At 65.6% G+C, this 23177-nt stretch carries 20 protein-coding genes and 3 pseudogenes; 15 read left to right on the top strand and 8 right to left on the bottom strand.

The genetic code is table 11. The annotated features are described in order from the left end of the window. Window positions 1-141: 141 nt before the first annotated feature. From A5906_RS00975 to A5906_RS00950, 6 genes are all read left to right on the top strand, one after another. Window positions 142-396, top strand: a complete 255-nt coding sequence (locus A5906_RS00975) for a DUF1963 domain-containing protein (RefSeq protein WP_245326542.1) — start codon at window positions 142-144, stop codon at window positions 394-396. 108 nt (window positions 397-504) lie between these two features. After that, window positions 505-1737, top strand: a complete 1233-nt coding sequence (locus tag A5906_RS00970; protein ID WP_080133432.1) for a rhodanese-like domain-containing protein — start codon at window positions 505-507, stop codon at window positions 1735-1737. 314 nt (window positions 1738-2051) lie between these two features. Further along, window positions 2052-3296, top strand: a complete 1245-nt coding sequence (gene serA, locus A5906_RS00965) for a phosphoglycerate dehydrogenase (protein ID WP_080133431.1) — start codon at window positions 2052-2054, stop codon at window positions 3294-3296. A 108-nt stretch (window positions 3297-3404) separates the two neighbouring features. Continuing rightward, window positions 3405-4424, top strand: a complete 1020-nt coding sequence (locus A5906_RS00960; protein WP_080133430.1) for a patatin-like phospholipase family protein — start codon at window positions 3405-3407, stop codon at window positions 4422-4424. A gap of 3 nt (window positions 4425-4427) precedes the next feature. Next, on the top strand, window positions 4428-5882 hold the full coding sequence (locus A5906_RS00955) for a GntP family permease (RefSeq protein ID WP_080133429.1): 1455 nt from the start codon (window positions 4428-4430) through the stop codon (window positions 5880-5882). A gap of 92 nt (window positions 5883-5974) precedes the next feature. Further along, complete coding sequence (locus A5906_RS00950; protein ID WP_080133428.1) at window positions 5975-7636, top strand: tannase/feruloyl esterase family alpha/beta hydrolase; 1662 nt, start codon at window positions 5975-5977, stop codon at window positions 7634-7636. A gap of 174 nt (window positions 7637-7810) precedes the next feature. Here the strand turns inward: A5906_RS00950 and A5906_RS00945 are convergent, their stop codons facing one another. Next, window positions 7811-9433, bottom strand: coding sequence for a DHA2 family efflux MFS transporter permease subunit (locus A5906_RS00945; RefSeq protein WP_080133427.1), 1623 nt, complete (start codon window positions 9431-9433; stop codon window positions 7811-7813). After that, window positions 9375-10625, bottom strand: a complete 1251-nt coding sequence (locus tag A5906_RS00940; RefSeq protein ID WP_080133994.1) for an HlyD family secretion protein — start codon at window positions 10623-10625, stop codon at window positions 9375-9377. The genes A5906_RS00945 and A5906_RS00940 overlap by 59 nt, the downstream gene beginning before the upstream one ends. A 90-nt stretch (window positions 10626-10715) precedes the next feature. Between A5906_RS00940 and A5906_RS00935 the strand changes: the two genes are divergently transcribed. The 6 genes and pseudogenes from A5906_RS00935 (at window position 10716) to A5906_RS00915 (ending at window position 15913) form a co-directional block, all read left to right on the top strand. Beyond that, complete coding sequence (locus A5906_RS00935) at window positions 10716-11387, top strand: TetR/AcrR family transcriptional regulator (RefSeq protein WP_080133426.1); 672 nt, start codon at window positions 10716-10718, stop codon at window positions 11385-11387. A 31-nt stretch (window positions 11388-11418) separates the two neighbouring features. Continuing rightward, complete coding sequence (locus A5906_RS00930; protein ID WP_080133425.1) at window positions 11419-11880, top strand: MarR family winged helix-turn-helix transcriptional regulator; 462 nt, start codon at window positions 11419-11421, stop codon at window positions 11878-11880. A 10-nt stretch (window positions 11881-11890) separates the two neighbouring features. Continuing rightward, window positions 11891-12482: pseudogene (locus A5906_RS00925) on the top strand (enoyl-CoA hydratase-related protein); the annotation flags it as partial. 1 nt (window position 12483) lies between these two features. Next, window positions 12484-12659 (top strand): annotated as a pseudogene (locus A5906_RS43615) (enoyl-CoA hydratase); the annotation flags it as partial. 120 nt (window positions 12660-12779) lie between these two features. Continuing rightward, a complete protein-coding gene (locus A5906_RS00920) occupies window positions 12780-14861 on the top strand; it encodes a methyl-accepting chemotaxis protein (protein WP_080133424.1) in 2082 nt (693 codons plus the stop codon). 113 nt (window positions 14862-14974) lie between these two features. Beyond that, window positions 14975-15913 carry a dihydrodipicolinate synthase family protein gene (locus tag A5906_RS00915; protein WP_080133993.1) on the top strand — a complete coding sequence of 313 codons (939 nt, stop codon included), beginning with the start codon at window positions 14975-14977 and terminating at the stop codon, window positions 15911-15913. Window positions 15914-16027: 114 nt separating this feature from the next. On the opposite strand, the gene A5906_RS00910 is transcribed toward A5906_RS00915, so the two are convergent. The 3 genes and pseudogenes from A5906_RS00910 to A5906_RS00900 form a co-directional block, all read right to left on the bottom strand. Continuing rightward, complete coding sequence (locus A5906_RS00910; protein WP_080133423.1) at window positions 16028-17392, bottom strand: AmpG family muropeptide MFS transporter; 1365 nt, start codon at window positions 17390-17392, stop codon at window positions 16028-16030. 86 nt (window positions 17393-17478) lie between these two features. Continuing rightward, window positions 17479-17782: pseudogene (locus A5906_RS00905) on the bottom strand (GIY-YIG nuclease family protein). An 87-nt stretch (window positions 17783-17869) separates the two neighbouring features. After that, window positions 17870-19069, bottom strand: coding sequence for a DNA recombination protein RmuC (locus A5906_RS00900; RefSeq protein WP_080133422.1), 1200 nt, complete (start codon window positions 19067-19069; stop codon window positions 17870-17872). A gap of 171 nt (window positions 19070-19240) precedes the next feature. Between A5906_RS00900 and def the strand changes: the two genes are divergently transcribed. From def to truA, 3 genes are all read left to right on the top strand, one after another. Then, window positions 19241-19768 carry a peptide deformylase gene (def, locus tag A5906_RS00895; protein ID WP_080133421.1) on the top strand — a complete coding sequence of 176 codons (528 nt, stop codon included), beginning with the start codon at window positions 19241-19243 and terminating at the stop codon, window positions 19766-19768. A gap of 142 nt (window positions 19769-19910) precedes the next feature. Beyond that, on the top strand, window positions 19911-20846 hold the full coding sequence (gene fmt, locus A5906_RS00890; RefSeq protein ID WP_080133420.1) for a methionyl-tRNA formyltransferase: 936 nt from the start codon (window positions 19911-19913) through the stop codon (window positions 20844-20846). Between the two features lie 112 nt (window positions 20847-20958). After that, window positions 20959-21699, top strand: a complete 741-nt coding sequence (gene truA / locus A5906_RS00885) for a tRNA pseudouridine(38-40) synthase TruA (protein WP_080133992.1) — start codon at window positions 20959-20961, stop codon at window positions 21697-21699. A 93-nt stretch (window positions 21700-21792) separates the two neighbouring features. On the opposite strand, the gene A5906_RS00880 is transcribed toward truA, so the two are convergent. Genes A5906_RS00880 through A5906_RS00870 form a run of 3 tightly spaced genes read right to left on the bottom strand, consistent with a single transcriptional unit; the run spans window position 21793 to window position 23138 of the window. Next, window positions 21793-22278 carry a F0F1 ATP synthase subunit B family protein gene (locus tag A5906_RS00880; protein WP_080133419.1) on the bottom strand — a complete coding sequence of 162 codons (486 nt, stop codon included), beginning with the start codon at window positions 22276-22278 and terminating at the stop codon, window positions 21793-21795. Window positions 22279-22283: 5 nt separating this feature from the next. Next, window positions 22284-22850: a F0F1 ATP synthase subunit B family protein gene (locus A5906_RS00875; protein ID WP_080133418.1), complete on the bottom strand. Its 567-nt coding sequence runs from the start codon at window positions 22848-22850 to the stop codon at window positions 22284-22286. A 60-nt stretch (window positions 22851-22910) separates the two neighbouring features. Continuing rightward, window positions 22911-23138, bottom strand: coding sequence for a F0F1 ATP synthase subunit C (locus tag A5906_RS00870; protein WP_018643436.1), 228 nt, complete (start codon window positions 23136-23138; stop codon window positions 22911-22913). Between the last annotated feature and the right edge of the window lie 39 nt (window positions 23139-23177).

Below are 23177 nucleotides of genomic sequence, written 5' to 3'. Positions count from 1 at the left end.
TTGAAGAAACGGCGCTGCCCAATTCGCGGCGGACCTGGGCAATGCCATCAATCACACGATCCGTTGCATGGCGACCCAGGACACCGATGCTTCCGATGATGTCCCTCCCAGCTATCTTGCGAATCTCGCGCAGCAGAATCATTGGAAAAAGCCGGCGATGGAGAACGGGAAGCATCGCCATTTCAGCCGCTTCATCAAATGCTGGGATATGGCAGCGGTCCGCAAGATGCGACCGAAGAGCACTTGGAAGACATGCTCTTACTCCAAATACAAGGTGAACTTGCGTTTCTCGATTGGCATTCCAATATTGGATGCGTGCTCCATTTCTGGATCGACCCGGATGTTCTTGCGCAACTCGATTTTTCTCAGGTCGTCGCTACGCTCCAATGCGACTAGGACAATGCTTGCGTAGTCAGCCTGAGACCCGCGTTGGGGACCGATACAGCTAGCCAACACCATCGCAATGGTTCAAAAGCTTCTGGCTCTCTTCTCAAGGTCTGCGCCATGAAGCTCCCCACCGTCACCCCCGCCGATATCCGCCGCGCGCTGCTCCTGCGCGAGGAGATCGCGCTGCTTGATCTCCGGTACGAGGCGGCGTTCGCGACCGGCCATCCGCTGTTCGCCGCCAACATGGCCGTAGACCGGATCGCCATCGAGGCCGAGGTGCGGCTGCCGCGCAAGGATGTGGCGATCGTGCTCTATGATGACGGCGAGGGACTGGTCGCGACCGGCGCGGAACGCCTTGCCGCGCTCGGCTACACCAATATCAGCGCACTCGCAGGCGGACTGAAGGCCTGGCGCGATGCGGGCTATCAAATGTTCGAGGACGTCAATTCCTATTCGAAAGCGTTCGGCGAGCTGGTCGAGGCGCGCCGCCACACCCCCTCGCTCAGCGCCGATGAGGTGGCAAAGCTGATCGAAGAGAAAGCCAACATCGCCATCCTCGACGTCCGCCGCTTCGACGAATATGCGACCATGAACATTCCGGGCTCGGTCAGCGTGCCCGGCGCGGAGCTGGTGCTGCGGGCAGGTCGGGCCGCGCCCGATCCCGACACGACGATCATCGTCAATTGTGCCGGACGCACGCGCTCGATCATCGGCACGCAGTCGCTGATCAATGCCGGCGTGCCGAACAAGGTGCGGGCGCTGCGCAACGGCACCATCGGCTGGACGCTGGCGCGGCACGCGCTCAACCACGGTGCCGACCGGCGCGGCGCGATCGGATCGTTCGAAGGCGGCCCGGCCAATGCGCGCGACGTTGCCTATCGCGCCGGCGTCCGCCACATCGGCGCGGGCGAGATGGCGGCGCTGCTCGCAGAGACCGATCGCACGCTCTACTGTTTCGATGTGCGCGAAGCGGAGGAATACGCCGCGGGGCATCTGCCGGGTTTCCGTCACTATCCGGGCGGCCAGCTGGTCCAGGAGACCGACATGGCCGCGCCGGTGCGCGGCGCGCGCATCGCGCTGACAGACGATAAAGGCGTGCGCGCCGACATGACGGCGTCCTGGCTCGCGCAGATGGGCTGGGAGGTGTATGTGCGCGAAGGCGGCTATGAGGGCGCGCTGGAAGTCATCCCGCCACTGGTGCTGCCGAAGCCCGATCCGGCCCATCGCTACCGCCGCCCCTATGAGGGCACCGACGTCGCGCAAGCCGCGATGCAGGCCTATCTCGACTGGGAGTACGGTCTCGTCGAGCAGCTCCGGCTTGATGGGACGCACGGATTTTATGTGATTTGAATTTTTTATCCGTCACCCTGTGGTGGCCGCTTCTTCAGCGGCCCTCGAAGGGCGACGGCCGGGCTGCATCGGGGCCGTTCATCCGTCGAGGCTCCCGGCGCGATGCCGGGCATCGCACCACTCGCACCTCCAGCGACAGCAGCTTCGCCGCTGCGCAGGGATACGGGGCGGCGGTGTGAGGGGGATGACCGGGCTGGTGGGATGCCAAGCGCGTGCACCTTCCCCGCCATCTTCCCCCCGTATCCAACCCCTATTGTGCTGTGCGCCGTCCGCGGTCTATGAGCAGCTGCAAAGCCGCCATTTCAGGAGATACCATGCCAGCCCCAGGCCAAAGCCCTGAGCGGAGTGCGAAGGCACTGCTGCTCGAAGGCGTCAACGACAGCGCCGTGGACCTGTTCCGGAGCGCGGGTTTCACCAATGTCGAGCGGCTGACCAAGGCGCTGGACGGCGAGGATCTGCGCCGGGCGCTCAAGGGCGTGTCGCTGCTCGGCATCCGCTCGCGCACCCAGATCACCGACGAGGTGCTGGCCGCCGCCGACCAGCTTCTTGCGGTCGGCTGCTTCAGCGTCGGCACCAACCAGGTCGATCTCCTGGCAGCGCGCAAGCGCGGTATTCCCGTGTTCAACGCGCCGTTCTCGAACACGCGCAGCGTCGCCGAGCTCGTGATCGGCGAGATCGTGATGCTGCTGCGCCAGATCTTCCCGCGCTCGGTGTCGGCGCATGACGGCGGCTGGGACAAATCGGCGGCCGGCAGCCGCGAAGTGCGCGGCCGCACCCTCGGCATCATCGGCTATGGCAATATCGGTTCGCAGCTCTCGACGCTCGCCGAAGCCATGGGCATGCGTGTGATCTTCTACGATCGCACCGACAAGCTCCGCCACGGCAACACCGAGCCGGTCGAGAAGCTCGAAGAGCTGCTGGCGCAGAGCGACGTCGTCAGCCTGCACGTGCCGGAGACGCCGGAGACCGCCGGCATGATCGGGGAGAAGGAGCTGCGGGCGATGAAGCCGGGCTCGTTCCTGATCAACAACAGCCGCGGCACCGTGGTCGATCTCGACGCACTCGCCGGCGCCTTGCGCGACGGCCACATCGCTGGCGCCGCCATCGACGTGTTTCCGGTCGAGCCGTCCTCGAATTCGGAACGATTCAAGAGCCCGGTGCAGGGCCTCAACAATGTCATCCTCACCCCGCATGTCGGCGGCTCGACCGAGGAGGCGCAGGAGCGCATCGGCGGCGAGGTCGCGCGCAAGCTGGTCGACTATTTCATCACCGGCTCGACCATGGGCGCGGTGAACTTCCCGGAAGTGCAGCTGCACCTGCGCCCCTCCGGCGCACGCTTCAGCCACGTCCACCGCAACGTGCCGGGCATGCTGCGGCGGCTGAACGAGGTCTTCCTCCAGCGCGACATCAACATCGCCGCGCAATATCTGGAGACCGCCGGCGACCTCGGCTACGTCGTGCTCGACGCCGATCTTGGCGGCCAGGACTCGGGCGAGCTGCTCCAGCAGATCCGCGCTCTCGACGGCACGGTCGGCGCAAGGCTGGTATTCGAGCACTAAACCGCCCACGTTCCGGTTGCATCTTGCGGCGGCTGCTCCCACACTGCGGCCGAATTCGACGTGTCCCAATCATGTCGAATTTGAGCTTCAGTTGCGTGAGTGTCCGCCATGGAACGCGACGCCGTACTGATTGATCTCGCACTGCAGGGCGGCGGTTCCCACGGCGCCTTCTCCTGGGGCGTGCTCGACCGCCTCCTCGAAGAGAGGTGGCTCAGCATTGCCGCGATTTCCGGAACTTCCGCCGGCGCGATGAATGCAGCGGTGCTGGCGGATGGCTGGACCGCCGGCGGCGCCGAGGGCGCGCGCGAGGCGCTCGAACAATATTGGCGCCGCGTCTCCAGGGCGGCGGCCCTCAGCCCGCTGCAACGCTCGCCGCTCGACCGGCTGATGGGGCGCTGGACCCTCGATACGTCGCCCTTCTACATCCTCACCGACCTGATGTCGCGTGTGGTGTCGCCCTACGATCTCAATCCGACCGGCTACAATCCGCTGCGCGCGGTGCTGGCCGAGAGCATCGATTTCGAACGCCTAGTGCGTTCGCCGATCCAGCTGTTCATCACCGCGACGCGGGTGCGCACCGGGCGTGGCCGCATCTTCCGCAACGCGGAGATCACGGCGGATGTGCTGCTGGCATCGGCCTGCCTGCCGACCATGTTTCGCGCCATCGAAATCGATGGCGAGCCCTATTGGGACGGCGGCTTCGCCGGAAACCCCACGATCACGCCGCTGGTTCGCGAAAGCGACGCGCACGACACCATCCTCGTCCAGATCAATCCAACCGAGCGGCCGGAGGAACCGCGGACGGCGGCTGAGATCCTCAACCGGCTGAACGAGATCTCTTTCAACTCGCCGCTGATGAAGGAGCTGCGCATGATCGCGCTGCTGCGCCAGGCGGCCGACCCCGGCAGCGGCGAGGGCGCGCGCTGGGCGAAGATGCGGACGCACCGGATCAAGAGCGACATGCTGGCGAAGTTCGGTGCCTCCTCGAAACTCAACGCGGAATGGGAGTTTGTCTCGATGCTGCGCGCCGAGGGGCGCATGGCCGCGGACGACTTCCTCAGCGAGCACGGTGCGGATATCGGTTGTCGTTCGACCGCCGATCTCGACGTCCTGCTGTCGGAGTGCTGAGACATGGGTCTTCTCGGCCTTCTCGTCGGGCTCGGCCTGCTCGTCCTGTTCGCCTTCCGCGGCTGGAGCGTCCTGCTGCTTGCGCCGTTCGCCGCGCTCGTTGCTGCGCTGTTTGGCGGCGAGCCGTTGCTTGCGAACCTGACCCAGGTGTTCATGGTGAATGCGGCAGGATTTTTGGCACAGTTCTTTCCGATCTTTCTGCTTGGCGCCGTTTTCGGCAAGTTGATGGACGACAGCGGCGCGGTGAGCTCGGTCGCGCGCTTCATGGCGGAACGTCTCGGCGAGCGGCGCGTGATCCTGGCGGTCGTGCTTGCCGGCGCGCTGGTCACCTATGGCGGCGTCAGCCTGTTCGTCGCCTTCTTCGTCATCGTTCCCATGGCCCGTTCGCTGTTTCGCGCGGCTTCGATTCCGCGTCGCCTGATCCCGGCGGCGATCGTGCTGGGGACGTCGACTTTCACAATGTCGGCCCTGCCGGGCACGCCGTCGATCCAGAATGCGATCCCGATGCCGTTCTTCGGCACGACACCCTTTGCCGCGCCGGGCCTCGGCATCATCGCCTCCCTCATCATGCTCGGTGCGGGATTGTGGTGGCTCCATCGTGCCGAAGCTGCGGCCCGCCGCGCCGGGGAGGGCTATGGCGACGACGTCGAGGATTCCACGGAGCACGCGGCCGCCGACGAGCTTGTGCGCGAGCGTGCAACGACCGCGCGCGAATTCGATCCGGCGGAGCTCCAGCACGGTCAGCGTAGCGACCGGCCTTCGCCCGTGCTGAACGCCATCGCGCCGCTGGTCGTTGTCGTCACCATGAATCTTGTGATGTCGCTCGTGCTTTTGCCGCGGCTCGATGTCAGCTATCTCGCCGAGCAGCGTTTTGGCGAAACGTCGCTGGCGGCCGTCGCGGGCGTGTGGTCGGTCGCGGTGGCGCTGGCGGCAGCCATCGTCACGACCATCGCGATGAACTGGGCGCGCCTGCCGGCGCTGCGCCGGACCATGGACGCCGGGGCCAATGCGTCGGTCCTGCCTGCGTTCAGCGTCGCCAGCCTCGTCGGATTCGGCGCGGTCGTCGCCTCGCTGCCGGCGTTCACGATCGTGCGCGACTGGGTGCTGGCGATCCAGGGCGGACCGCTGGTCTCGCTCGCTGTCGCGACCAACATCCTGGCCGCGCTGACGGGGTCGGCGTCGGGCGGGCTCACCATCGCCCTCGAGGCCCTCGGCCCGACCTATGTCGAGCTTGCCGCGCGCACCGGCATTGACCTTGCGCTGATGCATCGTGTGGCGGTGATCGGTGCGGGGACCCTCGACATCCTGCCGCACAACGGTGCGGTGGTCAGCCTGCTCGCAATCTGCGGCCTGACGCATCGCGACAGCTATCTTGACATTGTCATGGTCGGCATCGTGACCTCGCTCCTGGCGCTGGTGGCGGTGATTGCCCTGGGCAGCGCTCTGGGATCGTTCTGACGGAAAGCCGGCGTCAGCGATTGACGCACGGGCGAAGGTTGCATTGAATGCGACCAACTTTCGAACACAACAGAACAAGCCGGGTGGAAACGATGGGGCGGAACAGGGCGAAGCTGTGCGCATGGCTCGTGGGGACGGCGGCCGCCATGAGCCCGGGCGGGGCGTCGGCGCTGACACTGGCGGGAGATGCCGAGACGGTTTGCAAGGGTCTGGTCGGCGGCACCGATGGCGTGAAGATCGATGCCGCGACGTTGCAGGCGCCGTCGCCTCTCGCCGTTGCCGAGCGCGGGCCGACGCCGTCGGGGCGCGTCACCCCCGCCAATCCCGGCTTCTGCAAGGTGCTCGGCCATATCGACCCCGTCGATCCCAAGGCGCCGCCGGTCAAATTCCAGGTCAACCTGCCTGTCGAATGGAACGGGCGGTCGGTGCAATATGGCGGCGGCGGCTTCAACGGCGTGCTGATCACCGGCCTTGCGCTGCCGCCGGCTTATCCCTTCGACAAGCCGTCGCCGCTCGCGCGCGGCTTCGTCACCTACGGCACCGACTCAGGTCACGAGACCAAGCCGGGCGAACTGCCGCAGCTGTTCGCATTGAATGACGAAGCCTTCGAGAATTTTGCCCACCGTGCCTACAAGAAGGTGCGCGATGCGGCCGTGACGCTGATGGAGCGGGCCTACGGCAAGAAGCCGGAGAAGATGTATTTCATGGGATCGTCCGAGGGCGGCCGCGAAGGCCTGACCATGGCGCAGCGCTACCCCGACGATTTCGACGGCATCTTCGCCCGCGTGCCCGTCATCAACTGGGTCGGCCTGCAGCATGCCGGCATGCGCTCGGGCCTTGTGACCATGGGCGAGGGCTGGATCAATCCGGCGCAAGTCAAGCTCGTCGGCGAAGCCGTGCGTGCGGCTTGCGACAAGGCTGACGGCTCCGACGATGCGCTGGTGCAGGATCCCGTCAGCTGCAGGGCGGCGTTCAAGGTCGAGACGCTGCGCTGCGAGGCCGGCAACAGCGGCGATCGGTGCCTGACCGGTGCGCAGATCAAGGCGATCAACACGCTGCATGCGACCTACAAATTCCCGTTCGTGCTCGCCAACGGCCTCGACGATTATCCGGGCTGGGGGGTCTCGGGCGAGGACACGCCGGCGGCCGGTCCGACCGGCGGCTGGGTCGCCTGGTGGCTCGGCACCGCGCCGCCGGCGCAGCCGCCCGCGCCCAACAACGGCATCGCCTGGATCTACGGGGCCGGCGGCATTCAATATGTGTTCGCGCGCGATCCCGAGCTCGACGTCACCACCTACAAGGTGGAGAACCACAAGGCGCGGCTGCTCGAGGTCTCAAGGCTTATGGATTCGACCGATCCCGATCTCAGCCGCTTCCGCGAGCGCAAGGGCAAGCTGATCATTCTCGAGCACATGGCCGACTATGCGCAGAGCCCCTATGCCGGCATCCGCTATTTCGAGAATGTCGAGCGCTTGATAGGGACGGCGACGACGGCGCTGTTCGCGCGGCTCTACACCGCGCCCGGCGTCGATCACGTCGGCTCGGGCGCGCCCGCCAATGTCGACATGCTCAGCGTGCTGGTCGACTGGGTCGAGAATGACAAGGCGCCGGGCGACCTCGAAGTGACCGAGCAGAAGGTCGAGGCGCCTTCGTTTGCGGTGACGCGCGCGCTGCCCCTGTGCCGCTGGCCGGCCTGGCCGCACTACAAGGCGGGCCCTGTGACGGAAGCGTCGAGCTATTTCTGCGCGCAGTAGCCCTTCACCTCTCCCCGCTTGCGGGGAGAGGTCGGATTGCTCCCGGCGATGCGAAGCATCGTCCGGTGCAATCCGGGTGAGGGGGTACAGGTCTCACGGTCATCTCATGTGTGGAGAGAAGCCCCTCACCCCAACCCTCTCCCCGTAGGAACGGGGAGAGGGGGGAAGAAGAGGCTAATGCGCGCCGCCCCCGCCGGCCGCCTTCACCCGCCGCGTCAGCAGCACCGCGACCGCGGCGAGCACCAGCACCACGCCGATCACCGCAAAAGTGTCGGAATAACCCATCACCAGCGCCTGGCGCTTCACCGTCTTGGCGAGCGCGATGATGGCCTGCTCGCGGGCGGCGTTGGGGTCGGGGACGCCGTGGGCCATGAAGTAATTGGTCATCTGCGCGATGCGATCACGCACTTCCTCGCGCCCGAGCGTGACGGAATGGCCGATGATGTTGGAGTGGAACTGCTCGCGCTTGGTGACGATGGTTGCCAACACCGCGGTGCCGATGGCGCCGCCGAGGTTGCGCATCATGTTGGAGATGCCGGAGGCGGCCGGCGCGTCTTGCGGGGCCACGCTGCCGAGGCTGAGCGCGGACAGCGGCGCCAGGGTGAGCGCCTGGCCGACGGCGCGCACGACGTTGGGGATGAAGAACTGGTCGCCGGAATAGTCGAGCGACATTGCGATGTTCAGGAACGAGCTCCCGGCGAACAACAGCAAGCCGACCGTCGCGATGTAGCGTGCGTCGAACCGCTGCATCAGCTTCGGCACCAGCGGAATCAGGAGCAACTGCGGCAGGCCGGTCCAGGCCAGCACATTACCGATCTGCTCGGCATTGTAGCCCTGCACCTGGCCGAGATAGGCTGGCAGCAGATAGACCGAGCCGAACAGCGCGAAGCCGAGGAACACCGCGGCAATCGTGCCGACGCCGAAATTCCACTGCGTCAGCAGGCGTAGACGCAGCAGCGGCTTCTCGACCACGAGCTCGATAAAGATGAACAGCGACAGGCTGATGGTCGCGATGATCGCAAGCCGCACGATGAAGGGCGAGCCGAACCAGTCGTCCTTGTTGCCTTCCTCGAGCACGGCCTGGAGCGAAGCAAGGCCGATCGCCATGGTCACGATGCCGAACCAGTCGCCTTCGCGCAGCAGGGCGAAATTCAGCGGCGCGCGCTCCAGGGTGAAGAAGAGAATAGTCACCATGACGGCGGTGGGCAGCACGTTGACATAGAAGATGGTCTGCCAGCCGTAATTCTCGGTGAGATAGCCGCCGATCGTCGGCCCGATCGCCGGTGCGAAGGTCACGGCGAGCGAGAACATGGCAAGGCCGATCGGCTGCTGGCCCTTCGGCAGCCTGGTGAAGACCAGCGTGAACGCCATCGGAATCAGCACGCCGCCGAAGAAGCCCTGAAGGCCTCGCATCGCGATCATCGACGGCAAATCGTGGGTGAAGGCGCAGGCGACCGAGAAAGCCGCGAACAGGCTCGCGAAGCTCAGGATGATGTTGCGGAACGAGAACACCCGCGACAGATAGTCGGTCAGCGGAATGACGACGATCTCGCCGATCAGGTAGGACGTCGAGATCCAGGATCCGTTGTCGGCGCCGGTGCCGATGCCGCCCTCGATGTTCAGCAGCGAGGCGTTGGTGATCTGGATGTTCAGGATCGCCATAAAGGCGCCGATCATCGCCGCGAACACGGCGATCCAGATCGTGACGCTGGCCCGATTGGGGTCGGCAGCGATGCGCTCAGGCGTCGCGGCCGGAGTTGCTTGTCCTGGCGTCGATATTGAGAGGCTGTTTGACATGGGACGACCCTCCGGAGACAGGTTTTGCTTTGGGCGTCGCTGCCGCCTGGGCGGTCGGCGCTGAGCGCGTTGCGATCGTCGGGATCACGGACATGCCGGGCCGCAGCGCGATCGCAGGCGCGGTCTCGGCATCCAGCGCGATCTTCACGGGAATGCGCTGCACGATCTTGGTGAAATTACCGGTGGCGTTGTCGGGCGGCAGCAGCGCGAATTCCTGGCCGCTGGCCGGCGCGATGGAATCGACATGGCCGTGCACGAGCTGGCCCGGGAACGTGTCGACCTCGATCTCGACCGCTTGACCCGCGCGCACATGCGTGAGCTGGGTCTCCTTGAAATTGGCGACCACATAGGCGCCCGTGGCCGGCACGATCGACATCAACTGCGTGCCCGCCTGGACATATTGGCCGACGCGCAGGGTGCGGTTGCCGACGACGCCGTCGATCGGCGAGACGATGGTGGTGTAGCCGAGATTGAGCTCCGCCTGCTGCTGGACCGCGGCCGCGCGCGCGGCGGCGGCCCTGGCCTGCACGATCTCGGCCTTGAGGAGATCGACCTGCTTCTGTGCGGAGATCAGGTTGGCGTTGTCGCGCGCGATCGCGGCGTCCGCTCCGGCATCGCGCGCCTGCGCCTGCTGCGCGTTCTGCACGCTGCCATAGCCGGTCTTGGCGAGATCGGTGTAGCGCTTGTTCTCCTGCTGGGCGAAGGTCTTCGCGGCGGTGTCGACATCGATGGTCGCCTTCGCGGCCGCGATCACCGCCTCTTGAACCTCGAGCTGGGCCTGCTTGCTCGTCACCGTCGCATTGGCGGCGGCGACGTCGGCCTTGGCCTGGTCGAGCGCGACGCGGAAATCGCGGTCGTCGATCCGGGCCAGCACCTGGCCGGCCTTCACATGCTCGTTATCGCCGACCAGAACGCGGTCGAGATAGCCGCTGACCTTCGGCGCGATGGTGGTGTTGTCGGCCTTCACATAGGCGTCGTCGGTGGAGACGAGGAAGCGCCCGACGGTCCAGTAATCGTAGCCGTACCAGCTCGCGCCGGCGAGCGCGGCGACGGCCACGCCTGCCAGCAACAGCTTGCGAATGTTCAGCTTTCGGCGGTGCGCCGGTCGCGACGGGGCGGGCAGGACGCCCTCCAGCCCAGGGGGCGGGACGACGGTGGCTTCAGACTTGGACGGGCTGGTGTGCACGGTCATGGCCGGCTCCATGAATTAGGAAACTTGACGATTTCCAAAATAGGACTAGCTTGGGGAGAGTCAATGGAATGACAGGCATCATCTAAAAACATGGCTCAGGCAAAACCGTCATCAGAAGGTCGCCCGCGCGGGCGGCCGCCGGTACGCAGCGACGACGAGACGAAACGCATCGTCATCGAGGCGGCGCGGCACGCCTTCGCCGTCGATGGCTATGCAGCAACCAGCACCGAAGAGCTAGCGCGCGGCGCCGGCATCTCCACCAAGACTCTTTATCGGCTGTTTCCGGGCAAGGCGGCGCTGTTCGAAGCGATGTGCGCGGACCGGCTCGACCGCTTGCTCTCCGACGTCAATTTTCATTCCAACAATCAGGCCGACATCGAAACGAGCTTGGCTGCCGTGCTTGTCGCCTGCGCCGATCTCGCGCTCGATCCCGAGGTCGTCGCGCTCCAGCGCATGGTGCTGCAGCAGTCGGCCACGTTCCCCGACCTTGCGGCGAATTTCTACAGGGACGGCATCGCCCGCACCGCGGCGGCGCTCGCGGGCTGGCTTCGCGATCAAGTCAAGAAGAAGCGCATCGCGCTCGATAACGTCGATGAAGCCGCCGGGATGATGATCGGCATGATGGTGTCGGCGCCGCAGCGCGCGGCGATGTACGCAAGCGTGACACTGCCCTCGCGCAACGAGATCGAGAGGCGGGCGCAGACATGCGCCGCAATTCTGCTCGACGGCTGCCGCGCCCGTCGACATACCGGCTCTCTTTGACAATCCGGATCTGTCCCGCTATATATTTCGCATGCGAAGTAAAGAGGCCGCAGCGAAGCACCATCGGCTGATCTACCTGCTCAACGTCGCGCAGCGCCGCCTGCAGCGCTGGATGGCGGCGCAGCCCTCGAGCGAGGTGACGCCGGCGCAGGCCGGGCTGTTGTTCATCCTCGGCGGGCAGGACGGCGTGCTGATGGGTGAAGCCGGCGCGGCCCTCGACATGGGACCGGCCGGTATTTCCGGCCTCGTCGATCGCAGCGCTGCGGCGCGGCTGGTCGAGCGCCGGGCCGATCGCGAGGACGGACGCGCGTTTCGCGTCTGGCTGACGCCGAAAGGGCGCACCGTGCTGACACAGGCCAAGACCGAGGCGGCCAGGATCAACGCGGCGCTGACGGAGGGATTTACAGCTGCGGAGATCGACATCGTCGCGCGCTGGCTGGCGAGCATTCAGGACAAGTTTCCAAGAGATACATCAAGAAACCCAGAGGACTAAGGAGAGAGCAATGACCGAGCATGTCCGGATCGAGAACAACGGCGGAATTCTCACCCTCACGCTGGCGCGCCCGGACAAGAAGAACGCGCTGACGGATGCGATGTACGGCAAGCTCGCCGATGCCATCGAATCCGCCGAGTTCGATCCGTCCACCCGCGTTATTCTGATCCGCGGCGAGGGTGACATGTTCACCGCGGGCAACGACGTCGGCGAATTCGCGGCCGTCGCATCCGGCAAGTCGGAAGGCAGCCGCAACGTCGTCCGCTTCATCCAGTCGCTGGCGCGCTGCACCCGGCCGCTGGTCGCGGCCGTGCAGGGCCGCGCCGTCGGCGTCGGCACCACGATGCTGCTGCATTGCGACCTCGTCGTGCTCGCCGACAACGCGCAATTGTCGACGCCCTTCGTCAGCCTCGCGCTGGTGCCGGAAGCCGCCTCCAGCCTGTTGATGCCGGCCCGCATCGGCTATGCGCGCGCCTATGAGATGTTCGCGCTCGGCGAGACCGTGCCGGCCAAATCCGCGCTGGAATGGGGCCTCGCCAACCGCGTCGTGCCGCTCGCCAGGCTCGACACCGAGGCGCTCGCGCTGGCGCAGCGGCTCGCCCNAGCCGGCCGGCGCGCTCACCGCGACCAAGAAGCTGATGCGCAACGGCGAGGCGCTGGTCGCGCAGATGCAGGCGGAAGGCGAGCAGTTCGCACAGCGGCTGCGCACCGCCGAGGCGCGCGAAGCGTTCACCGCTTTTGCCGAGCGCCGTTCCCCGGATTTCACGAAAGTCGCCTGACGAACCCCGGCCTGGCGCAGGGGCGGCAGGCCGGGCGGTTGGCATTTGACTACAACCTTAACGAAACATTGGCATGTGGCGATGCAAGGTGGCCTTCACTAACGCGTAGGCCCTTGACCCATGGCAATTCTTAAGAAATCGGTAAGTACGCTCCTGCTGGTGCTCATGGCGCTTTTGGCTGCCGGTGCGCTGACGAGCACGGCGATCCAGATGGTCGGCGCCTTCGGCCGCTACCGCGACAGCCTCGAGACGGCCCGTCTTGCCGCCGCCGACAAGGCGATTTTCCATGGCGTGCTGTCGCTGCGCAACAATCGCGGCGATGCCCAGAGCGCGCTGCTCGGCGAGGACGATGCGCGCGCAAAGCTGGGGGCCGCTGAAAAGGCCGAGCAGGCTGGCTATGAATCCATCCTCGCGGCGATCGCCACCGTCGAATTCGCCCGGCGCGATGAGCTCGCGAGCACGCTGAAGCAGCGCTGGGACGAGGCTGCGCCGAAGTTCCAGCTATTCTATGACGAGGCCAGGCAGCCGCGCGGCGAGCGCAAGATGGAACGTACCAATGTCTGGTACGATGCCGTCACCAAGGTGATCGACACCGCCAATCTGGCGTCCACCGCGGTATCGAACCGCGCCTGGATCGACGATCCTTTCATCGCCCGCATGATCCAGGTCCGTCGTCTCGCCTGGCAGGTGCGCGACCGCTACGGCATCCAATGCTCGACCCTGCGTCCGAACGTCAATGCCAGCAAGCCGCTCGACGAGGCCCAGAAGCAGACCATCGCGAGCTGGAACGGCTCCATCGCATCCGGCTGGGCCGGGATGGACGAACTGCTCGCGGCGCCCGAGGTGACCGCCGAGATGATCGGTGCCGCGAAGGACGCGCGGGCCAAGACCGACGGCGTGCTCAAGCAGATCGGAGAGCTCACGAAGAATTTTGACGGCAGCGGCAAGCCGGCGATGCCCGCCTCCGAATGGAATGCGCTGTGCCAGTCGCCCTTCGCGCCCATCGTCGCTGTCGCGAACAAGGCCTTGGACCAGTCCATTGCGCGCGCGGAGACGATCCAGGCCAAGGCCCTCACCAATCTCGTGGTGCAATCGCTGGCCTTCCTGCTGGCGCTCGCGGTGACCCTCGCTGGCGTCTATGTGGTGCGCAGTCGCCTGATGCGCCCGGTGCGCGCCATTCTTGACGCCATCGCACGGATCGGCGCGCGCGACTACGCGACGCCGGTCCCGCAATCGAAGTATCCCGACGAGTTCGGCACCATGGCGGCGGCGCTCGAAAGTCTGCGCGAAAGCGCGGCGACCGCCGAGCGTCTCGGCCAGGAACGCGAATCGCAGCAGGCGCTGCAGCTTGCCCGCTCCGGCACGGTGGATGCGGCGTGCCGCAGCTTCGACGACACCGTGCAGGCCGTCATTCACAGCGTTGCGGCCTCGGCCAAGGAGCTTGATACCACAGCAACCGGCGTGCGCTCGCTGGTTGCGGAATCGAGCAGCCAGACCGCAGCGGTGTCCTCGGCGGCCGAGCAGGCCACCAACAATCTCGAAACCATTGCGGCTGCGACGGAGGAGCTCTCCGCCTCCGTCGGCGAGATTTCCGCGCAGGTGCAGTCGAGCGCGCGCGAGGCCCGCGAGGCCGTGGCGCAGGCCGAGCAGACCAATGCGACGGTCGAGATCCTCGACCAGACCGCGAGCCGCATCAGCGAAGTCGTGAAGATGATCCACGCCATCGCCGGCCAGACCAACCTGCTGGCGCTCAACGCCACCATCGAGGCCGCACGTGCGGGCGAGGCGGGCCGCGGCTTCGCCGTGGTCGCCGGTGAGGTCAAGAGCCTCGCTGCGCAGACGGCAACGGCGACCGAGGAGATTTCCCGCCAGGTCGAGGAGATCCAGGGCGCGACCGGCCAGGCCGTGACCGCGATCCGCAACATCGGCGGCGCCATCAGCGGCATCGACGAGAAGATGACCGCGATTGCCGCCGCCGTCGAGCAGCAGCGCGCGGCCACCACCGAAATCTCGCGCAACTTCCAGCAGGCGGCGCAAGGCACCCGCGAGGTCACCGACACCATCGGCAGCGTCGCAAGACTCAACCAGGAGACCGGCAATGCCGGCACGGTGCTGTCCGAATCCGTGAAGAAGATGTCGGCCGATGCCGATCGTCTCCGCGTCGCGGTCGAAGGCTTTTTGGGAGCCGTGAAGACCGCCTAATCTCGTCTCTTTATCCGATGTAGCGTGGGCATTGCCGCCGGTCCGCGCGGCGGCTACACCTGTCCGTCGCGTCGCATATGCGGCGATACACGCAAGACAGGATGGAGAGCTCGATGCCGGTCACCCCACACAAGGCCCAGCGCCCCTATCGCGGCGTGTTCCCGGTTGCGCCCACCATCTTCGACGAGCGCGGCGAGCTCGACCTCGAGGGCCAGCGCCGCTGCATCGACTTCATGATCGACGCCGGCTCACACGGCCTCTGCATCCTCGCCAATTTCTCCGAGCAGTTCGTGCTCACCGATGCCGAGCGCGAAACCGTGATGCATGCGGTGCTGGAACATGTCGCGGGCCGAGTTCCCGTGATCGTCACCACCACCCATTTCAGCTCGGCCGTCTGCGCCGCGCGCAGCAAGCAGGCCGAAGTCGCCGGCGCTGCCATGGTGATGGTGATGCCGCCCTATCACGGCGCGACCTTCCGGGTTCCCGAGAAAGGCATCGTCGAATTCTTCAAGATTCTCTCCGGCGCGATCAACATTCCGATCATGATCCAGGATGCCCCGGTCGCCGGCACGCCGCTGTCGGTCGAGCTGCTGGCGCGGCTGTCGCGCGAACTCTCCAACATCCGCTATTTCAAGATCGAGGTTCCGGGCGCCGCCGCAAAGCTCCGCAGCCTGATCGAGGCGGGTGGCAAGGATATCGAGGGACCCTGGGACGGCGAGGAGGCCATCACGCTGCTGGCGGATCTCGATGCCGGCGCCACCGGCGCCATGACCGGCGGCGGCTATCCGGACGGCATTCGCCAGATCATCGATCCCTATTTCGCCGGCGATCGAGAGAAGGCGAAAGCCGCCTATGAACGCTGGCTGCCGCTGATCAATTACGAGAACCGCCAATGCGGCCTGATCGCCTGCAAGGCGATGATGCAGGCCGGCGGCGTGATCAAGTCGGAGGCCGTGCGCCATCCGCTGCAGCCGCTGCACCCGGCAACGCGCGCAGGCTTGCTCGAGCTCGCCAAGGAGCGCGACGCGCTCGCGCTGCGCTGGGGGAAGTAGAGCCACATAACCCGCAGCCGTAGGCTGGGCAAAGCGAGGCGTGCCCACCACCTGCTGCCATCGCGAAAAGTGGTGGGCACGGCGCGCTGCGCCTTTGCCCACCCTACGAGACCGTCACACCCGCACCGGCCCCAGCGCCTCAAAGTGCCCGCGCTTCTGCAAGTACGCCAGCAGCATCAGGCTCGGGATCGCCACCAGCACGCAGATTACGAAGAACAGCGGCCAGCCGGTGGTCTCCGCGACATAGCCTGCGCTCGATGACAGATAGGTCCGCCCCACCGCCGCGAGCGCGGTGAGCAGCGCATATTGCGTCGCCGTGTGCAGCGGATTCTGGCACAGCGCGGAGAGGTAGGCGACGAAGATCACGGTGCCGACGGCGCTGGTGAAATTCTCGGCGCAGATGGCGAGCGCCAGCGCCCACTGATTGGTACCGACCACGGCGAGCCAGGAGAAAGAGAGGTTTGCGAGCGCCTGCACCACGCCGCCGATCCAGAGCGAGGTCGCCAGCGAGTAGCGCCGCGCGACGAAGCCGCCGGCAAACCCGCCGGTCAGCGTCGCGGCAAGGCCGACGCCCTTCACGATCGCCGCATAGTCGTTGCGGGTGAAGCCTAGGTCGATCACGAACGGCGCCGTCATCGTGCCCGAGAAGGCGTCGGTGAACTTGAACAGCACCACGAAAGCGAGCGCCGCAGCTGCATCCTTGCGCGTCAAGAATTCCGAGAACGCGCCGATCGCCGCACGCAGCACGCGCGTGAACGCGGTCTCTTCTTGCGTCGCCGCCTCCGCCCGCACCGATTGCTCGGGCTCGGTCGCGACCAGCGCCGTGATTGTCCCGATCAGCACCATCGCCGCCATCACCACATAGCCCCACATCCACGCCGAGGTGCGGGTAATGCCGGTGCTCTCGAAGCCGGAGACGATGAACAGCGCGCCCGCGGTCGATACCAGCATGCCGATGCGATAAGCGGCGACATAAGCCGCCATGCCGGCGGCCTGCTCGCTCTCGGGCAGGCTCTCGACACGGAAGGCATCGACCACGATGTCCTGCGTTGACGACGTCGTCGCCACCAGCAGCGCACCGAGCGCAACGTAGAACGGCGAGCGCGCGGGATCGGTCATCGCCAGCAGCAGGATCGCGACGATCAGCAGCAGTTGCGAGAACACCAGCCAGCCGCGCCGCCGCCCGAAGGCGCGAGTGAACAGCGGCACATGCAGCGCGTCCACCAGCGGCGCCCACAAAAATTTCAGCGTGTAGGGCGTGCCGACCAGCGCAAACAGCCCGATGGTCTTGAGATCGACCCCGGCCTCGCGCATCCACACCAGAAGCGTCGAGCCCGACAGAGCCAGCGGCAGCCCGGAGGAGAAGCCGAGGAACAGCACGATCAGCACCCGCGGTTGCAGGTACACGGCAAGACTCTCGCGCCAGGAGGGCACAGGGGTGGCGGTCACGGCGGAGGAGGTCGCGTCGGGAACGGTCATGGGGGTGGTGTTAGCAGATTCTGGCACTACAAGTGAGCTGTCGTCGCCCGGCTTGACCGGGCGACCCAGTATTCCAGAGGCCGCCGTTATGGGGGACCCGCGATCCCTGGATAGAGGTCATTCCAATCAGGATTATCCTTCTCGATTAGCGCAATCTTCCAGGCCCGCTTCCACTTCTTCAGCCGCTTCTCCCGCCTGATCGCATTCTCGGGATCGTCGAATTGCTCGAAATAGACGAGCTTCACGACGCCGTAATTCCTTCGTGAAGCTCTCGACCAACTGCAGTTTGTGCTCAGCCACCCGGCGGACAAGATCATTTGTCACGCCGATGTACAGCGTTCCACCGATCTTGCTGGCGAGACTATACACGTAGTAGCAACGTGCGCCCATTTGCCACCTCTGGGATACCGGGTCGCCCGGTCAAGCCGGGCGACGACAGCGAGATTGGGCACTAGCGTACCTGATGTTGGCGGCGAATTACTCCCCCGCCTGGAGCTTCCTGGGAAACAGCTCACCCGCGCCTGTTGCCACCAGCCTCGGCCCTTCCGGCGCATCGGTCTTGCTGAAATCGAGCTCCTCGATCCGGCCCGCGCGCTTCTCGATCTTGTCGGCGGAGATCAGGATCTGGCGGACGTCCTCGTTCGCGTCGGAGAAATGTTTCTGCAATTTCAGCACGCGGTCGCGCAGGCGTCCCAAATCGTCGCCGAGCTTGATCACCTCGGTCTGGATCTGGTCGGCGGCGTCGCGCATGCGCGCGTCCTTCATGATCTGCTGCATCACCTGGATCGCGAGCATCAGGAGCGAGGGCGACACCAGCACGACGCGGGCGCGGTAGGCCTTCTGGATCACGTCGTCGAAACCGTCATGGATCTCGGCATAGACCGATTCCGACGGCACGAACATCAGCGCCATCTCCTGGGTCTCGCCGGCAACGAGGTATTTTTCGGCGATGTCGCTGACATGCTTCATCACGTCGCCGCGCAGCCGCTGCGTGGCGATGCGCCGCTCCTCGTCGGTGCGGGCGTCGTGCAGCGCCGTCATCGCCTCCAGCGGGAACTTGGCGTCGATACAGAGCGGGCGCTGGTCGGGGAGGAACACGACGCAGTCGGGCCTTTTCCCCGTGGAGAGCGTGAACTGGAACTCATAGGAGCCTTTGGGAAGACCGTCCTGGACGATCGCCTCCATCCGCGCCTGGCCGAAGGCGCCGCGCGACTGCTTGTTGGCGAGCACGTCGCGCAATGTCGTCACCTGTGTGGTGAGATCGGTGAGGTTCTTATGCGCGTTGTCGATGATGCCGAGCCGCTCGTGCAGCGCGCGCAGGCTCTCCATGGTGTTGCGGGTCGAATGTTCCATGGACTGGCCGACGCGGTGGGTCACCGAATCCAGCCGCTCGTTGACCGCCCGCGCCATCTCGGCCTGGCGGCCGGCGAGCGCCTGGGTCATGGCATCGACCCGGCCCGAGGCTTCGCTCTGGGCGCGCAGCACCTGGGCGAGGCGTTCCTCGAGCTCGTCGGCCCGGATCGCGTGCGCTATGGCGAGTTCCGCGCCCCGTCGCCCCGAGCGCGCGATCACGACCGCAATCACAACCAGCAGGAGCAGGACGAGCGCACCGAAGCCGATCACCGCATCAATGGTGCGCACCGGCCAGTCGCCCAGCATGACAATGATCTCGTTCATGCCAGCTCTTCTAACCGATTCGCAGTCGGACGCGAACGAAGAGAGAACGTCGTCGGTTAATGATCCCTGAATTTTTATGGTTAACGAAACCCGAAGTTTTATGGTTAGCGGAGCGTTAACAGGGTTCCGCGCCGGATTGACCGCATCCGGCGCGGGGCTTAAATCGCGGCCATGGCCCTACGAGAAATCATCATCCTGCCCGATAAGCAGCTGCGCCTGGTCTCCAAGCCGATCGAGAAGGTCACTTCGGAGATCCGCAAGCTTGCCGACGACATGTTCGAGACCATGTACGACGCGCCCGGCATTGGCCTTGCGGCGATCCAGGTCGCGCAGCCGCTGCGGCTGATCACCATGGACCTCGCCAAGCGCGACGAGAGCGGCGAGACCAAGCACGAGCCGCGCGTCTTCATCAATCCGGAGATCCTGGCTTCCTCCGAAGAGCTCTCGGTCTACGAGGAAGGCTGCCTGTCGATTCCCGAATATTACGAGGAGGTCGAGCGTCCAGCCAAGGTGCGCGTGCGCTTCACCGATCTCGACGGCAAGGTGCACGAGGAGGATGCCGAAGGTCTCTACGCCACCTGCATCCAGCACGAGATCGACCATCTCAACGGCGTGCTGTTCGTCGACTATCTGTCGAAGCTGAAGCGCGACCGCGTGATGAAGAAGTTCGAGAAAGCCGCCAAGCGCGCGGGCGAGTAGGCTTCCGTCGTTCCGCAGCGATGCAAAGCATCGAACTATGGTGCGCAATTGCGCACCTGAGAACCTCGAGATTCCGGGTTCGGCTCTTCGAGCCGCCCCGGAATGACTGTCACTGGATCGCGACCTTTCGCAGGTTTTTCCGATGCCCCTCCGCCTCATCTTCATGGGCACGCCGGATTTCTCCGTGCCGACGCTGCTCGAGCTGGTCGCACACGGCCACGAGATCGTGGCCGTCTACACGCGCGCGGCGAAGCCGGGTGGCCGGCGTGGCCTGCAATTGCAGCCGACGCCGGTGGAGGAAGCCGCGCGAAAACTCGGCATTCCCGTGCTGACGCCGAAGACTCTGAAGACGCCGGAAGCCCTGGAAGAATTTCGCGCGTTCGATGCGGACGCGGCCGTCGTCGTCGCCTACGGCATGATTCTGCCGCAGGCGATCCTCGATGCGCCGAAGCTCGGCTGCTACAATCTGCACGCTTCGCTCCTGCCGCGCTGGCGCGGCGCTGCCCCCATTAACCGCGCGATCATGGCTGATGATGCCGAGAGCGGTGTCATGGTGATGAGGATGGATGTCGGTCTCGATACCGGCGACGTTGCGATGGCCGAGCGGCTGGCGATCACGGACAACATGACCGCGCGCGACCTGCACGATCGCCTGTCCCGGCTCGGCGCCGACCTGATGGTCCGTGCCATGGCCGCGCTGGACCGCGGCGGGCTCCAGCTCAGGAAGCAGAGCGAGGACGGCGTCACCTATGCCGCCAAGATCGACAAGGCCGAGGCCCGGATCGACTGGACCAAGCCCGCTCGCGCGGTGCTGCGCCACATCCACGGCCTGTCGCCGTTCCCCGGCGCCTGGGCCGAGCTTGCAGGCATCAGCGAAAATGCGCGCATCAAGATCCTGCGCTGCGAGCTGGCAAAAGGATCGGGCGCGCCGGGTGAGGTGCTGGATGAGCAGCTCACCATCGCCTGCGGCGACGGCGCGATCCGCATCATCGAGCTCCAGCGCGAAGGCAAGGCCCGGATGCAGGCCGCGGATTTCCTGCGCGGCATTCCGCTGAAGGCGGGAGCCAAATTCAACTAGTCAACTCGTCATACGCGGGCTTGACCCGCGTATCCATCTTCTAACAAAACTCGTTCTCAGGCGATGGATTGCCGGGTCGAGCCCGGCAATGACGCCGGATAAAGCTGGATCGATGCCCCGCTACAAGCTCATCATCGAATATGACGGCGCGCCGTTCTTCGGCTGGCAGGTGCAGGACACGTTGCCATCGGTGCAGGGTGCGCTCGAGGCGGCCGTGAAGGCGATGACCGGCGCGCATTTGCGGGTGCATGGTGCGGGCCGCACCGATGCCGGCGTGCATGCGTGCGGCCAGGTGGCACATGTCGACGTCGAGAAGCAGTTTCCGCGCGGCCGTTTTCGCGACGGGCTCAATGCGCATCTGCGCCCGCATCCGATCGCGGTGCTCGAGGCCGAAATCGTCCCTGACACGTTCGAGGCACGCTTCTCGGCGGTCAAGCGCCACTACCGCTACCGTATCGTCAATACCCGCGCCAATCTCGCGCTCGACGTCGGCCATGCCTGGCGCGTGCCGCGCCGGCTCGATGCAGAGGCGATGCACGCAGCGGCGCAGCGCCTGCTGGGCAAGCACGATTTCACCACTTTCCGCGACACCGAGTGCCAGGCCAAATCGCCGGAGAAGACGCTCGACCAACTCGACGTGATCCGCGACGGCCGCGAGATCACTGTCATCACCTCGGCGCGCTCGTTCCTGCACAGCCAGGTGCGCTCGATGGTGGGATCGCTGGTCTGGGTCGGCGAGGGCCGCTGGACCGCTGACGATCTCTCCGCAGCGCTCGCCGCCCGCAATCGCGCCGCCTGCGGCATCGTCGCGCCGCCCGAGGGGCTGTATCTGATGAGGGTGGATTACGACTGAGGCGTGATGGCATCCGATATGCGGAAACACGATCGCACAAACAAAAAAGCCGGCGCTGGCGCGCCGGCTTTTTGATTGATGAAGGCGAAGCCCTCAGTTCAGCTTCTGCCGAACCTCGTTGATGCCCTTGGCGAGCAGGTCGTCGGCGACCTGGCCCTTGACCGACTGCGACAGGATTGTCGAGGCAGCCTGGACGGCGGCTTCCGCGGCTGCGGCGCGGACATCGGCCAGCGCCTGGGCCTCGGCGAGTGCGATCTTGCTCTCCGCGGTCTTGGTGCGGCGGGCGACGAAGTCTTCCATCTTCGCCTTGGCCTCGGCCGCGATGCGCTCGGCTTCGGCCTTGGCGTTGGCGATGATGTCGGCAGCCTCGCGCTCCGCGGTGGCACTGCGCGCCTTGTAGTCGGCGAGCACCTTGGCCGCCTCCTGCTTGAGGCGCGCTGCGTCGTCGAGCTCGGCCTTGATGCGGGCGGCGCGATGATCGAGCGCCGTCATCGCCGACTTGAAGACACCGAGATAGCCGAACACGACCATCAGGATCACGAAGGCGACGGCGACCCAGGTTTCAGGATCGAAGAACATATCGACTAACCCTTCAAGGACGCATCGACGGCGGCATTGACCGACGCCACATCCGGAACGACGCCCGTGAGCTGCTGCACGATCTGGCCTGCGGCATCGGCCGCGATGCCGCGGACGTTGCTCATGGCGGTCGTGCGGGTCGAGGCGATGGTCTTTTCGGCCTCGGCGAGCTTGGCCGCCAGCTGCTCTTCGAGGGCCTTGCGTTCGGCTTCCGCCTGCGCATTCGCCTTGTCGCGGGATTCGTTGCCGATCGCCTGTGCACGCGTGCGCGCCGAAGCGAGCTCGCCTTCATAGGCCTTCAGCGCCGCCTCGGACTGGTCCTTCAGCGTCTGCGCCTCAGTGAGGTCACCCTCGATCTTGTTCTGACGCGCTTCGATCGCACCGCCGACCTTCGGCAGAGCGAGCTTGGACACGATCACGTAAAGCAGGACGAAGAAGATCGCGAGCGACACCAGCTGTGAAGCGAAGGTGCTGCTCTCGAACGGCGGAAACCCGCCACCGTGGTGACCACCGTCAGCCTCGGTGTGAGCGCCCGCCGCCGGACCTTTTGCGCCGCCATGACTCTCGGCCATGGAGTACTCCCGTTGCTGTCACGCGCCGCTTCGGATGAAGCGGCGCGAAAGAAGTCGTTCTCAGAAAACGAACAGCAGAAGCAGCGCGATCAGCAGCGAGAAGATGCCGAGCGCTTCGGTCACGGCGAAGCCGAAGATCAGGTTGCCGAACTGGCCCTGAGCAGCCGACGGGTTGCGGACGGCTGCGGCGAGGTAGTTGCCGAAGATCACGCCCACGCCGACGCCCGCACCGCCCATGCCGATGCACGCGATGCCCGCGCCGATAAGTTTTGCTGCTGCCGGATCCATTTTTGACTCCTTGGAAGAAAGATTGGGTTGTGGGTGGAA

This window comes from Bradyrhizobium sacchari (genome assembly GCF_002068095.1).
Lineage (GTDB): Bacteria > Pseudomonadota > Alphaproteobacteria > Rhizobiales > Xanthobacteraceae > Bradyrhizobium > Bradyrhizobium sacchari.
The sequence above is the reverse complement of the archived record's forward strand: the minus strand, read 5'-3'. Positions and strand labels throughout refer to the sequence as shown.

Excerpts from the sequence above, each read along its gene's own strand:
- fmt (WP_080133420.1), top strand. The coding sequence starts at position 19,911 with ATGCCCCTCCGCCTCATCTTCATGGGCACGCCGGATTTCTCCGTGCCG.
- A5906_RS00920 (WP_080133424.1), top strand. The coding sequence starts at position 12,780 with ATGGCAATTCTTAAGAAATCGGTAAGTACGCTCCTGCTGGTGCTCATG.
- A5906_RS00970 (WP_080133432.1), top strand. The coding sequence starts at position 505 with ATGAAGCTCCCCACCGTCACCCCCGCCGATATCCGCCGCGCGCTGCTC.
- A5906_RS00935 (WP_080133426.1), top strand. The coding sequence starts at position 10,716 with ATGGCTCAGGCAAAACCGTCATCAGAAGGTCGCCCGCGCGGGCGGCCG.
- A5906_RS00930 (WP_080133425.1), top strand. The coding sequence starts at position 11,419 with ATGCGAAGTAAAGAGGCCGCAGCGAAGCACCATCGGCTGATCTACCTG.
- A5906_RS00950 (WP_080133428.1), top strand. The coding sequence starts at position 5,975 with ATGGGGCGGAACAGGGCGAAGCTGTGCGCATGGCTCGTGGGGACGGCG.
- serA (WP_080133431.1), top strand. The coding sequence starts at position 2,052 with ATGCCAGCCCCAGGCCAAAGCCCTGAGCGGAGTGCGAAGGCACTGCTG.
- A5906_RS00945 (WP_080133427.1), bottom strand. The coding sequence starts at position 9,433 with ATGTCAAACAGCCTCTCAATATCGACGCCAGGACAAGCAACTCCGGCC.
- truA (WP_080133992.1), top strand. The coding sequence starts at position 20,959 with ATGCCCCGCTACAAGCTCATCATCGAATATGACGGCGCGCCGTTCTTC.
- def (WP_080133421.1), top strand. The coding sequence starts at position 19,241 with ATGGCCCTACGAGAAATCATCATCCTGCCCGATAAGCAGCTGCGCCTG.
- A5906_RS00915 (WP_080133993.1), top strand. The coding sequence starts at position 14,975 with ATGCCGGTCACCCCACACAAGGCCCAGCGCCCCTATCGCGGCGTGTTC.
- A5906_RS00900 (WP_080133422.1), bottom strand. The coding sequence starts at position 19,069 with ATGAACGAGATCATTGTCATGCTGGGCGACTGGCCGGTGCGCACCATT.
- A5906_RS00940 (WP_080133994.1), bottom strand. The coding sequence starts at position 10,625 with ATGACCGTGCACACCAGCCCGTCCAAGTCTGAAGCCACCGTCGTCCCG.
- A5906_RS00870 (WP_018643436.1), bottom strand. The coding sequence starts at position 23,138 with ATGGATCCGGCAGCAGCAAAACTTATCGGCGCGGGCATCGCGTGCATC.
- A5906_RS00960 (WP_080133430.1), top strand. The coding sequence starts at position 3,405 with ATGGAACGCGACGCCGTACTGATTGATCTCGCACTGCAGGGCGGCGGT.
- A5906_RS00955 (WP_080133429.1), top strand. The coding sequence starts at position 4,428 with ATGGGTCTTCTCGGCCTTCTCGTCGGGCTCGGCCTGCTCGTCCTGTTC.
- A5906_RS00880 (WP_080133419.1), bottom strand. The coding sequence starts at position 22,278 with ATGTTCTTCGATCCTGAAACCTGGGTCGCCGTCGCCTTCGTGATCCTG.
- A5906_RS00875 (WP_080133418.1), bottom strand. The coding sequence starts at position 22,850 with ATGGCCGAGAGTCATGGCGGCGCAAAAGGTCCGGCGGCGGGCGCTCAC.
- A5906_RS00910 (WP_080133423.1), bottom strand. The coding sequence starts at position 17,392 with ATGACCGTTCCCGACGCGACCTCCTCCGCCGTGACCGCCACCCCTGTG.